Annotated in this window: 17 protein-coding genes; 12 read left to right on the top strand and 5 right to left on the bottom strand. The window is 41.3% G+C overall.

The features are described 5' to 3' along the window. Positions 1 to 59: 59 nt before the first annotated feature. Together rpmG and rpmF are read right to left on the bottom strand one after the other, a co-directional pair. Positions 60 to 209 carry a 50S ribosomal protein L33 gene (gene rpmG, locus HT734_RS07260; RefSeq protein WP_001265622.1) on the bottom strand — a complete coding sequence of 50 codons (150 nt, stop codon included), beginning with the start codon at positions 207 to 209 and terminating at the stop codon, positions 60 to 62. A 15-nt stretch (positions 210 to 224) separates the two neighbouring features. Then, a complete protein-coding gene (gene rpmF, locus HT734_RS07255) occupies positions 225 to 407 on the bottom strand; it encodes a 50S ribosomal protein L32 (RefSeq protein ID WP_000290417.1) in 183 nt (60 codons plus the stop codon). A gap of 230 nt (positions 408 to 637) precedes the next feature. Here rpmF and ilvD point away from each other — a divergent pair, with 230 nt between their 5' ends. After that, the gene (ilvD, locus tag HT734_RS07250) at positions 638 to 2,341 is read left to right on the top strand and encodes a dihydroxy-acid dehydratase (RefSeq protein ID WP_000137343.1); all 1,704 of its coding nucleotides are present in this window, start codon (positions 638 to 640) and stop codon (positions 2,339 to 2,341) included. A 60-nt stretch (positions 2,342 to 2,401) separates the two neighbouring features. On the opposite strand, the gene HT734_RS07245 is transcribed toward ilvD, so the two are convergent. After that, positions 2,402 to 2,743 carry a metal-sulfur cluster assembly factor gene (locus HT734_RS07245; protein ID WP_173277288.1) on the bottom strand — a complete coding sequence of 114 codons (342 nt, stop codon included), beginning with the start codon at positions 2,741 to 2,743 and terminating at the stop codon, positions 2,402 to 2,404. Between the two features lie 124 nt (positions 2,744 to 2,867). Here HT734_RS07245 and HT734_RS07240 point away from each other — a divergent pair, with 124 nt between their 5' ends. From HT734_RS07240 to HT734_RS07190, 11 genes are all read left to right on the top strand, one after another. Next, positions 2,868 to 3,719 carry an Rgg/GadR/MutR family transcriptional regulator gene (locus HT734_RS07240; protein WP_173277291.1) on the top strand — a complete coding sequence of 284 codons (852 nt, stop codon included), beginning with the start codon at positions 2,868 to 2,870 and terminating at the stop codon, positions 3,717 to 3,719. Between the two features lie 200 nt (positions 3,720 to 3,919). Next, a complete protein-coding gene (locus HT734_RS07235; protein ID WP_173277293.1) occupies positions 3,920 to 5,167 on the top strand; it encodes a transporter in 1,248 nt (415 codons plus the stop codon). A gap of 77 nt (positions 5,168 to 5,244) precedes the next feature. Beyond that, the gene (gene hisS / locus HT734_RS07230; protein ID WP_173277295.1) at positions 5,245 to 6,525 is read left to right on the top strand and encodes a histidine--tRNA ligase; all 1,281 of its coding nucleotides are present in this window, start codon (positions 5,245 to 5,247) and stop codon (positions 6,523 to 6,525) included. Continuing rightward, the gene (locus HT734_RS07225; protein WP_173277297.1) at positions 6,525 to 6,989 is read left to right on the top strand and encodes a hypothetical protein; all 465 of its coding nucleotides are present in this window, start codon (positions 6,525 to 6,527) and stop codon (positions 6,987 to 6,989) included. Before hisS ends, HT734_RS07225 begins: the two co-directional genes overlap by 1 nt. Positions 6,990 to 6,998: 9 nt before the next feature. Then, positions 6,999 to 7,205 carry a helix-turn-helix transcriptional regulator gene (locus tag HT734_RS07220; protein ID WP_001176227.1) on the top strand — a complete coding sequence of 69 codons (207 nt, stop codon included), beginning with the start codon at positions 6,999 to 7,001 and terminating at the stop codon, positions 7,203 to 7,205. Further along, positions 7,205 to 7,393, top strand: coding sequence for a hypothetical protein (locus HT734_RS07215; RefSeq protein WP_173277298.1), 189 nt, complete (start codon positions 7,205 to 7,207; stop codon positions 7,391 to 7,393). Before HT734_RS07220 ends, HT734_RS07215 begins: the two co-directional genes overlap by 1 nt. Before the next feature lie 5 nt (positions 7,394 to 7,398). After that, on the top strand, positions 7,399 to 8,139 hold the full coding sequence (locus HT734_RS07210; RefSeq protein ID WP_173277300.1) for a DUF3169 family protein: 741 nt from the start codon (positions 7,399 to 7,401) through the stop codon (positions 8,137 to 8,139). Between the two features lie 9 nt (positions 8,140 to 8,148). Continuing rightward, positions 8,149 to 8,790: a type II CAAX endopeptidase family protein gene (locus HT734_RS07205; RefSeq protein WP_173277302.1), complete on the top strand. Its 642-nt coding sequence runs from the start codon at positions 8,149 to 8,151 to the stop codon at positions 8,788 to 8,790. A gap of 17 nt (positions 8,791 to 8,807) precedes the next feature. Then, positions 8,808 to 9,038, top strand: a complete 231-nt coding sequence (locus HT734_RS07200) for a hypothetical protein (protein WP_173277304.1) — start codon at positions 8,808 to 8,810, stop codon at positions 9,036 to 9,038. Between the two features lie 155 nt (positions 9,039 to 9,193). Next, positions 9,194 to 10,957: an aspartate--tRNA ligase gene (gene aspS / locus HT734_RS07195; protein ID WP_173277305.1), complete on the top strand. Its 1,764-nt coding sequence runs from the start codon at positions 9,194 to 9,196 to the stop codon at positions 10,955 to 10,957. Next, positions 10,935 to 11,876, top strand: a complete 942-nt coding sequence (locus tag HT734_RS07190) for a YitT family protein (protein ID WP_173277307.1) — start codon at positions 10,935 to 10,937, stop codon at positions 11,874 to 11,876. Before aspS ends, HT734_RS07190 begins: the two co-directional genes overlap by 23 nt. Positions 11,877 to 12,019: 143 nt before the next feature. Here HT734_RS07190 and HT734_RS07185 read toward each other — a convergent pair whose 3' ends face one another. Together HT734_RS07185 and HT734_RS07180 are read right to left on the bottom strand one after the other, a co-directional pair. Next, on the bottom strand, positions 12,020 to 13,006 hold the full coding sequence (locus HT734_RS07185) for a LacI family DNA-binding transcriptional regulator (protein ID WP_049550595.1): 987 nt from the start codon (positions 13,004 to 13,006) through the stop codon (positions 12,020 to 12,022). A 9-nt stretch (positions 13,007 to 13,015) separates the two neighbouring features. Beyond that, positions 13,016 to 13,816, bottom strand: coding sequence for a DUF1189 domain-containing protein (locus HT734_RS07180; protein ID WP_173277309.1), 801 nt, complete (start codon positions 13,814 to 13,816; stop codon positions 13,016 to 13,018). Between the last annotated feature and the right edge of the window lie 2 nt (positions 13,817 to 13,818).

Genomic DNA, 13,818 nt, shown 5'->3' with positions numbered 1-13,818 from the left:
ACTTTTGGGGTGCAGTTCAAAATCAGCGTTTTTCTTCTGTATTGATTCGTATTGAATGCTTACTTAACTTCTGTAAACACAACGTGTTTGCGAAGTTTTGGTGAGTATTTCTTCAATTGAAGACGGTCTGGAGTGTTACGTTTGTTTTTAGAAGTAAGGTACAAGCGTTCACCAGATTCTTTGTGTTCAAGTGTAATATTTACGCGCATGGTATCTCCCTTCTATTATTCAGCTGATGCAGCTTTAGCGATTTTACGTCCTTTGTAGTATCCTTTAAGTGATACACGGTGAGAACGTGAGTAATCTCCAGTAGTTTCGTCAAAGTTTACAGATGGAGCTGTTACTTTGTAGTGTGTACGACGTTTGTTTTTCTTCGCTTTTGAAGTGCGACGTGCAGGTACTGCCATTTTGATTTCTCCTTTAGGTATTTATATTCGATTCAATCTACTGATTTTCATCAACCATATTAGAATAACACATTTTTTTTGTAAAGTAAAGTTACTTGACAAAAAAAGATGAAAAAAATAGAAGCCATTTAACCAAATTAATCGAAATTTTCTGAAAATTCAAGAATTTTCTTCTGTTCATTGCTTTTAAAATGTGCTATAATAGTAAAAACTGAAATGGGAGGGAACAAATGACTGAATTAGATAAACGTCACCGCAGTAGCATTTATGACAGCATGGTAAAATCACCAAACCGTGCCATGCTTCGTGCGACTGGTATGACAGATAAGGACTTTGAAACACCGATTGTGGGAGTGATTTCGACTTGGGCGGAAAATACACCATGTAACATTCACTTGCATGATTTTGGGAAATTAGCCAAAGAAGGTGTCAAATCTGCAGGTGCTTGGCCTGTGCAGTTTGGGACTATCACGGTAGCGGACGGAATTGCCATGGGAACGCCTGGTATGCGTTTCTCTTTGACATCTCGTGATATCATCGCGGACTCTATCGAGGCAGCTATGGGTGGTCACAACGTGGATGCCTTTGTCGCTATCGGTGGCTGTGACAAGAACATGCCTGGTTCTATGATTGCCATTGCCAATATGGATATCCCAGCTATTTTCGCCTATGGTGGAACCATTGCACCGGGAAATCTTGATGGCAAAGACATCGACTTGGTTTCTGTTTTTGAGGGTATCGGAAAATGGAACCATGGTGATATGACAGCTGAGGATGTGAAGCGTCTCGAATGTAATGCCTGCCCTGGCCCTGGTGGCTGTGGTGGTATGTACACTGCTAATACCATGGCGACTGCTATTGAAGTTCTCGGTATGAGTTTGCCAGGTTCATCCTCTCACCCAGCTGAATCAGCTGATAAGAAAGAAGATATCGAAGCGGCAGGACGAGCTGTTGTTAAGATGCTGGAGCTTGGTCTCAAACCATCAGACATCTTGACTCGTGAAGCCTTTGAAGATGCTATCACTGTAACTATGGCTCTTGGTGGTTCTACAAATGCCACTCTTCACTTGCTTGCCATTGCCCATGCCGCAAATGTTGACTTGTCACTTGAGGACTTCAATACGATCCAAGAACGTGTGCCTCACTTGGCCGACTTGAAACCTTCTGGTCAGTATGTCTTCCAAGATCTCTACGAAGTCGGTGGTGTCCCTGCGGTTATGAAATATCTCTTGGCGAATGGCTTCCTTCATGGAGACCGCATCACATGTACTGGTAAGACAGTTGCTGAGAATTTGGCTGATTTTGCAGACCTCACACCAGGTCAAAAAGTCATTATGCCACTTGAAAATCCAAAACGTGCAGACGGTCCGCTTATCATCTTGAACGGGAACCTTGCCCCTGATGGTGCGGTTGCTAAAGTATCAGGTGTTAAAGTACGTCGTCACGTTGGGCCAGCTAAGGTCTTTGACTCAGAAGAAGATGCTATTCAGGCTGTTCTGACAGATGAAATCGTTGATGGCGATGTAGTCGTTGTTCGTTTCGTTGGGCCTAAGGGTGGTCCTGGTATGCCTGAGATGCTGTCACTTTCTTCAATGATCGTTGGTAAAGGTCAAGGAGACAAGGTTGCCCTCTTGACGGATGGCCGTTTCTCTGGTGGTACTTATGGTCTTGTTGTCGGACATATTGCTCCTGAAGCTCAGGATGGTGGACCGATTGCCTACCTTCGTACAGGCGATATCGTTACGGTTGACCAAGATACTAAAGAAATTTCTATGGCCGTATCCGAAGAAGAACTTGAAAAACGCAAGGCAGAAACAACCTTGCCACCACTTTACAGTCGTGGTGTCCTCGGTAAATATGCCCACATCGTATCATCTGCTTCACGCGGAGCCGTGACAGACTTCTGGAATATGGACAAGTCAGGTAAAAAATAAACTCAAAAAGCAAGCCATCTTCGGCTTGCTTTTTTTCATCTTCAAAAGTGATTTGCCTGCTTAACGAGGTGGCAGTCCAAGGGCAATGCGGCCGTAGCGACTGATTCGTGTAATCTTCCAGGCAGGCGACCAGGTAACTTCAACCTTGACATCTTCAATCCCCTCGATTTGTTTGAGACCTGCCACGATTTCGATAGGCAGGCTTTCGGCGCAATCGCAGGCAGTATCGGTGAAGGTCATGACAATCTTGCAGAGGCCTGTTTCGTCCAGATTGATTTCATAAATCAACCCTAGATTGTAAACATCCAATTCCACATCTGTGTCAAAAATCTTCTCTAGTTTTTCGATAATTTGGTCTTGTAAGGCCAAAGCGCGGTCATTGATTTTGATATCCTCTCTCATTACAGTCCCTCCACGTGATAAATATCCTCTATTTTCTCATAATTCTGACAATTTGGCAAGTTTTTGATGATTTTTCTGAAAAAATATGATAATATAAAGAAAACAGGGAATCAAGGGGAAGTTTATGGAGCAGATTGGAAAAGTCTTTAGACAACTACGAGAGTCAAGACATATCTCGCTGAGACAAGCAACTGGGGGACAATTTTCGCCGTCCATGTTATCCCGCTTTGAAACTGGTCAGAGTGAACTTTCGGTGGAAAAGTTTCTATTTGCTCTGGGAAATATATCTGCCAGTGTGGAGGAAATCCTTTTTCTGGCGAGAGGGTTCCAGTATGATACAGATTCAAAGCTGAGAAAAGAAATCATAGATGTCTTGGATCCAAAGAATATAGCACCTCTTGAAGACTTGTATCGCAAGGAGTATCAAAAGCATGCCCGTTCTCAAAACAAACAGAAACATATTCTAAATGCCATTCTTATCAAATCTTATATGAAGAGCATGGATGAAAGGGTAGAGTTAACAGCAGAGGAAGGGAAAGTCCTTCATGATTATTTGTTTTCTACCGAGATTTGGGGAATCTATGAACTCAATTTATTTTCAGTCAGTTCACCATTTTTATCTGTTTCTCTTTTCACAAGGTATGTTAGAGAGATGGTACGTAAATCTGATTTTCTAATGGAAATGTCTGGCAATCGAAACCTTTTTCATACGATACTATTGAATGGCTTTTTAGCCAGCATTGAGTGTGAAGAATTTACCAATGCCTATTATTTTAAACGTGTTATCGAAGAGCATTTCTACAATGAAAATGAAACCTATTTCCGAACTGTCTATTTGTGGGCAGAGGGTCTCCTTGATAGCAAGCAAGGTAGAGTTAAGCAAGGCCAGAAAAAGATGGAAGATGCTGTCCGTATTTTTGAGATGCTTGGCTGTAATAAATCTGCCGATTACTATAGAAATACGACCGATTCTTGAATATCTGCAAACCAAGGAAATAATTTAAAATTTTAAGCGATAGAACTATTGACCCCTCTCATGTCACTGGAGAGATTCTATCGTTTCTTTTTGCTCATTTTGTTTGTTGCATATATTCAAAAGTTTTTCCTCTAGAATTTCCAAGTGCTATACTATAGTCATACTTCACATAAAACTTCGAACAAGAAGGGAGATTACCTATGAAACTATTGTTCAGAAATCAAGCTTATCGTCTCTTGACTTTGTCACGCTTCTTCAATGCTTTTGGTGCTTCAATTTTTAACCTGGTATTTATCGTCTATGCATCGACCTTGCCACAGGCCTCCTTTGCTGTTGCTATGGCGAATATTGTCATGATTCTTCCGACTCTCTTTACAGTTTTTGTAGGGATTCGGGCAGATTACACGAGGGACAAGGTCAAATGGATGGTCTATAGCGGTTTCTTTCAGGCGGTTTTATTTTTTCTAGCAGCCCTAGTTGTCCAGCAAGCTAGTCTCTTTGCCTTTTCTAGCCTGTGTTTAATCAATGTCATTAGTGATGTTATCAGTGATTTTGCTGGTGGTTTGCGCATGCCTCTTATTAAGGAAAAAGTAGCTGAAGATGATTTGATGGAGGCTTACTCTTTTTCCCAGTTCATCACCTATATTTCAGCTATTGGTGGTCAAGCTTTTGGAGTCTGGCTCTTAGGTCTATCGGTCAACAATTTTTCTCTCGTTGCGGGAATCAATGCCTGTTTTTTCCTCGTATCAGCTTCTGTTCTCTTTTTAGGAAAAAGCAAATTGAGCCTGTCAATTTCATCTGCTGATGGTGAATCACTGAAAAATGAGAAGCTTTCTATCAAAGATCAGTTCCTAACAATTTACCGAAATTTACGTCTCGTTTTTCTTAAAGGTGGACAGAAAAACTTTGGATTCATGATCTTTGCTGTCTTACTTATCAATGCCTTGGGTGGTTCCTTAGGAGGCATCTACAATATCTTCTTTTTGAGCCATTCTCTCTTGAATTTTTCTTATACAGAGGCATTATTTATCAGTCAATTCTGTGCTTTGTTAGCAATCATCATTAGTAGCCTTACGGGCAATGATTATTTTGGGAAGCAGTCCTTGCCTAGATTGATGATGTGGGCTACCGTAGGGCTCACTCTAATTGGTTTGGCTAACGTATTCAATCAAGTCGTGCTTGGTTTGCTATTTCTCTTTTTAACTCTGTATGTGTCTGGCAAAGTTTCACCAAAGATTAGTGCCATGCTCATGAAAAATCTAGCTCCAGAGGTTCTAGCTCGTACCAGTAATTTTTTAGGTTTATTGTTTACCTTATCCGTACCTGTGGGAACAGCTTGTTTTTCACTTATAGCCGTATGGAATATACAGTTGACTTGGATGCTATTTGTTGGTTTTTCCTTGCTGGCTATTCTTTTGACAGGTCTTAATCTCAAAAATGATATCTAAATCCTGATTTTTTTCTTACTGTTTTAATCCTTCTATTTATGGTAAAATAAGACTATTAAGTTTAAAGAGGATTCCCTATGAAATTACAAAAACCAAAAGGAACGCAGGATATTTTACCTGCTGAATCTGCCAAGTGGCAGTACGTTGAGGGCTTTGCCCGTGAGATTTTCAAGCGCTATAACTATGCAGAAGTGCGCACGCCTATTTTCGAGCATTACGAGGTCATCAGTCGCTCTGTCGGAGATACGACGGATATCGTAACAAAGGAAATGTACGATTTTTATGACAAGGGTGACCGCCATATTACCCTCCGTCCAGAAGGAACTGCGCCCGTTGTCCGTTCCTATGTGGAAAATAAACTTTTCGCTCCAGAAGTGCAAAAGCCAAGCAAGTTCTACTACATGGGACCTATGTTCCGTTATGAGCGTCCACAGGCAGGGCGTTTACGCCAGTTCCACCAGATTGGTGTTGAGTGTTTTGGCTCTAGCAATCCAGCTACCGATGTGGAAACCATCGCTATGGCAGCTCATTTCTTGAAAGAAATTGGTATCCAAGGTGTAAAGTTGCACCTCAACACTCTTGGAAATCCTGAGAGCCGTGCGGCTTACCGTCAAGCCTTGATTGACTATTTGACACCGCTCAAGGAAACCTTGTCTAAGGATAGCCAACGTCGCTTGGAGGAAAATCCTCTCCGTGTCTTGGACTCTAAGGAAAAAGAAGACAAGGTAGCAGTAGAGAATGCGCCTTCTATCTTGGACTTCCTTGATGAAGAAAGTCAAGCTCATTTTGATGCTGTGCGTCAGATGTTGGAAAATCTTGGAGTAGACTATATCATCGATACCAATATGGTGCGTGGTCTGGACTACTACAACCACACGATTTTCGAGTTTATCACTGAGATTGAGGGCAATGACTTGACAGTCTGTGCGGGTGGTCGTTACGATGGCTTGGTTGCTTACTTTGGTGGCCCTGAAACTGCTGGATTTGGTTTTGGACTTGGTGCAGAGCGTCTGCTTCTCATTCTTGAAAAGCAAGGTGTGTCTCTCCCTATCGAAAACACCCTAGATGTCTATATCGCAGTCTTGGGAGATGGAGCAAATGTCAAGGCCTTGGAGTTGGTGCAAGCCCTTCGCCAACAAGGATTCAAAGCAGAGCGTGATTACCTCAATCGTAAGCTCAAAGCTCAGTTCAAGTCAGCCGATGTCTTTGCGGCTAAGACCCTCATCACCTTAGGAGAGAGTGAAGTCGAAAGCGGACAAGTGACAGTTAAGAACAACCAAACTCGAGAAGAAGTTCAAGTGTCACTTGAGGCAATGAGCCAAAACTTCTCAGAAATCTTTGAAAAATTAGGCTTTTAATGATAGATAAACTGGTCAGGAACTTACTCCTGACCTTTTTCTTTTGCAAAATGACAAAAATCATAGACTTTTTGACAAATATGATTGTCAAAAAGAAAAAGATGTGTTACAATGTAAGCAAGTTAAGAGAAAAGGAGCAAGGAACGATTATGTGGGCATTAGGATTTGTACCTCTTGTGATTATGTATTATATCTACCATTCCCAAAAGGTCAAGAAACTAGAGAATAAAATCAAAAGAATTGAGCAAAAACAGAAAGGAAATAAAGAAATGTCAAGAATTTTAAAAGAATTGATTGGGAAAACACCGACAATCGTTGGACAAGTTTTTGGAACAGATAACTGGGAAGTTGTGGATGTTGATGAGGAATGGGTCAAGCTACGTCGTGTTGATAAAAAAGGAAAAGAAAAATTCAAACTACAACGCATTGAGGATATCCAAACTGTTGAATTTGACGGAAAGTAGGTGTGTAACATGCAACTAAAAAATCGTCTAAAAGAGCTTCGAGCTCGCGATGGTCTCAATCAAACCGACCTAGCCAAACTGGCAGGAGTTTCCAGGCAGACCATTAGCCTACTAGAACGGGACGAATACACCCCGTCCATTATCATTGCCCTGAAAATATCTCAAATTTTCAACGAAACAGTCGAATCGGTATTTCGCTTAGAGGAGGATGAGTGATGAACAAGTATAAAGTGATCTATTATGTAGTTGCTATAGCTCTATTAGTCAGCGTGTGTCTACTAATTGGAGCAAATCTAGGATGGTTTGATCTCTATTACAGTGACCAATTTATTTGGGCCTATTTTGCCCTCATACCAGTAATCGACTGGATTGAAAAGAAATCCAAAAATTTAGCAAGTGAATAAGGAGAATGAATATGAAAAAGAAGCATGGATTGTTATTTTTAATGTCTGTTGTCTTGGGAGCTTTCTTGGGCATGTTTGTAGGGATGTTTAAAGCACGTGCCGAATCCCACGGAATTATGTTAGAAGTAAAAGTCTTGATACCATGGCTATCAGCTATTTGTTTACTGATAGGTTTCATTAGCATTCTTTTGACGTTCAATTTCTTAAAGAAAAGCAGAAAATTTCACTCCTTGTATCAAGAGGAAATGGATGATGATCTGAATGAAACCTATTATGTGCAAATGTATCGTAATCTTGAGTTTGGAACCATTGCTTTTAATATTGCAAACGTAGCAATTTTATTGGCTCTCTTCATTGCAGGAAGTGAAGTGATTATACTAAATGGAAGCTTTCTAACCTTATCTCTTTCTTTTTTGCTATTAGTGTTGGTTTTCAATGTTCAAAAATATCTTTTTAAGACCATTGCGATTGTTCGTCAGTTTGATTTGGCATTTTTCTCTACGCCAAAGGATGTCTTGGACTATTTCGATTCTTACGATGAAGGGGAGCGCAAGGCTAATTTGGAACAGAGTTTTCGGATTTTATTCCAATTAAATCAGTATGTCTTACCAGCCTTATATATTTTTCTTTTTATCATTTCTTTCTTGACAGGAGAGATTCAGTTACTAGCTTTCTTGCTTGTAGGAGCAATCCATGTTTATATCAATGTGATGCAGTTACCTATGGTAAAACGTTATTTCAAATAGGAGAACTTTATGAAACTACTTAAAAACCTTGGCTGGTTTCTTCTAGCCATTCTATCCTTTTTATTCATCTATGGCTTCATTCAGGTGCTCGCGACTACGTCGCTTGCCTTAGGCGCTTCACCCTATGCTGTGACCTTGCTCTATGTGGCCTTGGCTGGAGTTTATGTGTACGGCATTTACAAATGGTATCAGAAAGCTCCTGTTCGTATTGAGAAGAGTGGCTTCAACCGATTTATTTGGCTTCCTGCCTTGGTTTGGTTCTTATCTCTGGTTGTCCAGTTTTTCTTGCCAAATGATCCTTCAGTAAATCAGCAAATAGCGACAGACTTGACCTTGTCTCAACCACTTTTCTCATTCTTTGCGGTCGTTATTTTTGCTCCTTTGACGGAAGAACTTATCTTTAGAGGGATGTTAGCACGCTACCTCTTTCCTAAGCAGGACAGTAGTAAACAAACTCTGATTTTTCTTCTGGTATCCAGTCTTCTGTTTGCCTTATTTCATTTCCCAGGTGATGTGCAACAATTTTTTGTCTATTTTAGCCTTGGTTTTAGTTTGGGCTTGGCTTATATTAGCAGAAAAGGTCTGGTCTACAGTATTTCTCTCCACGCTTTGAATAATTTAGTCGGCTTTTTGATGATTCTCATGCTATAATAGAGTCAGGAGGTCACATGAAACGAGTAATTTTATTAGCAGTGATTCAAGCAGTCGTTCTATTTTTCATCATTGGAGCGCTAGCTTATGCCTTTAAGGGCGATTTCTTCTATAGTCATCTAGCAGTTGTCTTTGCCCCTATTGCAGGTGTCTTGCGCTTTGGGACAGCTTACATAACGGAAATTGTCTTGCCGAGAAAGGCAGCCGAAATTGCTGAAAAGCGCAAAGCAGGCAACAATTCAAAATAAAAGAGTCCGGTGAAGTGTTCATCGGATTTTTTATTGGTGCTAATTTTTATGGACTTTACCTGATTTTTAAAGTCAGGCAAACTTTTCTGATGATTTTCATGAAGAGCCTGCGCTTTTATGGTAAAATAGTAACAGAATAAAAGAGGAGAGAAACAATGAAACGTAGTATGTATGCTGGTCGTGTTCGTGAGGAACACATCGGACAAGAAATTACCTTGAAAGGATGGGTAGGCCGTCGTCGTGACCTTGGTGGTTTGATCTTTATCGACCTTCGTGACCGTGAAGGAATCATGCAGCTGGTTATCAACCCTGAAAAAGTCTCTGCAGAGGTCATGGCAACAGCTGAAAGCCTTCGTAGCGAATTTGTTATCGAGGTGACTGGTCAGGTCGCTGCGCGTGAGCAAGCCAATGATAAGTTACCAACTGGTGCAGTTGAGTTAAACGTGACAGCTCTGACAGTGCTGAATACAGCTAAGACAACCCCATTTGAGATTAAGGATGGGATTGAGGCTAATGACGATACACGTTTGCGTTACCGTTACCTTGACCTTCGTCGTCCAGAGATGTTGGAAAATCTGAAACTTCGTGCTAAGGTAACCCACTCTATCCGCAACTACTTGTATGAGTTGGAGTTTATCGATGTGGAGACACCATTCCTTTCTAAGTCAACGCCAGAAGGGGCGCGTGACTATTTGGTGCCATCTCGTGTTAATAAAGGGCATTTCTATGCTCTTCCTCAAAGTCCACAAATCACTAAGCAGCTCTTGATGAATGCTGGTTTTGATCGTTATTACCAAATCGTCAAATGTTTCCGTGATGAGGACTTGCGTGGAGACCGCCAACCTGAGTTTACCCAGGTCGACTTGGAAACGTCTTTCCTTACTGAGCAAGAAATCCAAGACATCATAGAAGGATTGATTGCGCGTGTGATGAAAGAAACAAAAGGAATCGAAGTAACGCTTCCATTCCCTCGTATGAAATACGATGATGCCATGGCTCTGTACGGTTCTGACAAGCCAGATACTCGTTTTGACATGTTGCTTCAGGACTTGACAGAAGTGGTTAAAGGTGTAGACTTTAAAGTCTTTTCAGAAGCACCTGCTGTAAAAGCAATTGTAGTCAAAGGCGCAGCAGATAACTACTCACGTAAAGACATTGACAAGATGACGGAAGTAGCCAAACAGTACGGTGCTAAAGGTCTTGCTTGGGTCAAGGTTGTTGATGGAGAATTAAACGGACCAGTTGCCAAGTTCTTGACAGGCATCCAAGCAGAATTGACAACAGCGCTTGCTCTTGAAGAGAAGGACTTGGTTCTCTTTGTGGCAGATACGCTTGAAGTGGCCAATGCAACGCTCGGTGCCCTTCGTGGACGTATTGCCAAAGAGCTTGGTTTGATTGATAACGATAAATTCAACTTCCTTTGGGTGGTTGACTGGCCAATGTTTGAATGGTCTGAAGAAGAAGGTCGCTACATGAGCGCCCACCATCCATTTACTTTACCACAGGAAGAAACAGCTCACGAATTAGAAGGTGATTTGGCTAAGGTTCGTGCCATTGCTTACGATATCGTCTTAAACGGTTATGAGCTTGGTGGAGGTAGCCTTCGTATCAACCAAAAAGATCTTCAAGAACGTATGTTCAAGGCTCTTGGTTTCTCATCTGAAGAAGCAAATGACCAGTTTGGCTTCCTTCTTGAAGCCATGGACTATGGTTTCCCACCACACGGTGGCTTGGCTATCGGGCTTGACCGATTTGTCATGCTTTTAGCAGGAGAAGAAAATATCCGTGAAGTCATTGCCTTTCCTAAGAACAACAAGGCAAGTGACCCAATGACACAAGCTCCTTCAACAGTAGCTCTCAAACAACTAGAGGAACTTAGCTTACAAGTAGAAGAAGATGAAACAAGCAAAACGAATTAAGCGATGGCGCTATTATCTGCGCCGCTTTGCTCATCAGATAAAAATTTTACGTGTCTTACAAAGCATCTCTCGCGAAAAATATGATGAGAAGATTTCGGCCTCTCTGGTCTATGGTTTTTTATCAGCAGTAGCGGTCAATTTCTTTTTCCAACCAGGACATGTGTATTCGAGTGGTGCGACAGGTCTGGCACAGATTATCTCTGCCTTGAGTAATCACTGGTTTGGTTTTCATATTCCAATTTCATTGGCTTTCTACGCTATTAATTTTCCTTTGATGGTTTTAGCTTGGTATCAGATTGGGCATAAGTTCACGGTTTTTACCTTTATCACGGTGTCCATGAGTTCCTTCTTTATTCAGTTTGTGCCTGTAGCGACTTTGACTGAGGATCCTATTATCAATGCCCTTTTTGGGGGTGTTGTCATGGGCTTGGGGATTGGTTTTGCTCTTCGAAACAACATCTCCAGTGGTGGGACGGATATTGTCAGTCTGACTATTCGCAAGAAAACGGGTAAGAATGTCGGTAGTATTTCTTTCTTGGTCAATGGGACTATCATGCTGATAGCAGGTTTGACCTTTGGTTGGAAATACGCTCTCTACTCTATGATTACCATCTTTGTCTCTAGCCGTGTAACAGACGCTGTCTTTACCAAGCAAAAACGGATGCAGGCTATGATTGTGACCAATCATCCAGACAAGGTAATTGAAAAAATCCATAAAAAATTGCACCGCGGAGCAACTATGATCCACGATGCAGAAGGAACCTATAATCACGAGAAAAAGGCAGTTTTAATCACTGTCATTACACGTGCAGAGTTTAATGAATTTAAACTCATTATGAAACAAGTCGATCCAAGTGCCTTTGTATCGGTATCGGAGAATGTTCATATTCTGGGACGATTCGTTGAAACAGATAATTAATACTCTTCGAAAATCTCTTCAAACCGCGTCAGCTTTATCTGCAACCTCAAAGCTGTGCTTTGAGCAACCTGCGGCTAGCTTCCTAGTTTGCTCTTTGATTTTCATTGAGTATAATGACTAAAAAAACCAGCGTGAGCTGGTTTTTATTTTTCGATAATTTTGTGGGCAATCAACTGACGGTAACAAATTTGCTTATTGTTTTTATTATCATTAATAATCTGGAGAATAGTTTCAAGGGAAACACGACCAAGCTCTAAACTATTGATATCGACATAGGCTACCAAGTTGAGCTTGGGATTGACCGAGTCAAAGCTGAGAACAGGGACATCCAGTTGGTGCTTTGTGATATAATCACAGACCCCTTCAGCTAGGAGACTATCGGTTGTGATGATAGCATCGATTTGTGGATCATGCTGAAAGAGGAGCTTGCTAAATTGATACCCTTTTTCTTCTAGGAACTCCGTTGCAAAATAGGTTAAATTTCCATCAATAGGCAGTTGGTATTGCTTGAGCGCAGATTCGTAACCAGTTAGACGGTCTTGTGTAACGAAAAGTTTCTTAGCACCTCCGATAAAGGCAATTCGTTTACATCCTTTTTTGATGAAATATTCGGTTGCATCAAAACCAGCTTGGACATTGTCATTATCGACAAGAGGGATAAAGGGTGAAATGGATTTTCCTAGAATGAGGAAGGGGAACTGCTCTTCAGCTACCAATTTGACCAAGGGATCTTCCTCTTCGGCATAAAGGAAGATCAAACCATCCACACGTTTGCCGTAAACCATCTGTGAAATAGCTTTAAGACGCTCTTTTTCATCTTTCCCTGTTGCAATCTGAATAGCATAGTGGTTTTCAGAAGCGACTTGGGCAATACCACGGAGGACAGATGGGAAGAAAGGATTTTGATAGAAGGCGTCTGAGTCGTCGGGAAGGACCAAGCCGATAACTTGGGTATAACTGCTTACCAAACTACGAGCGTTGAGGTTGGGGTGGTAATTGAGTTCCTTCATAGCCTTGCGAACGCGTTTTTTCGTTTCGTCGCTAATGGTTGATTTATTTTGAATAACACGGGTTACGGTTGAAGGCGAAACACCAGCAGCCTTGGCCACGTCTTTAATCGTAACGGGCATAAAAATCTCCTATTTATGGTAATCTGGATCACGGAAATGCGTTTTATAAAAGATAGTGACCAGATATAGAACAAAAAGAATGTTTTGTACAGTGATGAGAGTTGTCATATTTTGGCCAAATAATCCCAAAATAAGCGTAATCAGAGTTGGTAATCCTAAACAGTTCAAGATAAAATGGTAGCACTCTTTAAAGGTTCTAAATGAAAAGAGGCGTGATTTCTTAGTGATATAAAGGAGAAGACTAGCTCCTAGAGAGACAATGAAGAAATTCAAACCAAAGAGGAAGCTCGCACCGAGAACTAGGAAGAGACTGATATAGACACGATTCTGCTGGTACCAGTCTTTGGAAATTGCTTGGGTCAAGCTGTCCTTGCTTTTGAAACTCTCAGTCTCAATCGCTTGGTAAGAGATGCGGGTCAGTTCTTTACTTTCCTTGCTGATGACAAGCTCATTCGTATCGAAATGCAGTTGCAAGCCTTTAGGTAATTCCTTGCTTTTGCTTGGACCGATCACAAGAGAAGGCTCTTGACTAGCTGTTCCAGTATATGTTAATTTGCCATCAACAATTGCAGCATGTTCAGAGAGATTCTGAACAACCTCATCTGTCAGAGGTTCATAGACATTATCGATAAAGGTTTCTAGCGGATAAGTTTTCTGGGAGCTGTTTTGGATGGCAATGGGTACCATGGACAAGCTGATAAGGAAGATACTGGTAAAGAGCAGTTGAAACCAGTTGAGCCCGAAACGTTTGGACAGGGGCTTACGAAATCCCCAAATACTTGAAAAATAAGAAAATGGATATGGAAGCATTT

This window comes from Streptococcus sp. k-90 (genome assembly GCF_013277565.1).
Classification (GTDB): Bacteria; Bacillota; Bacilli; order Lactobacillales; family Streptococcaceae; genus Streptococcus.
This window is presented reverse-complemented; position numbering and strand designations above follow the sequence as displayed.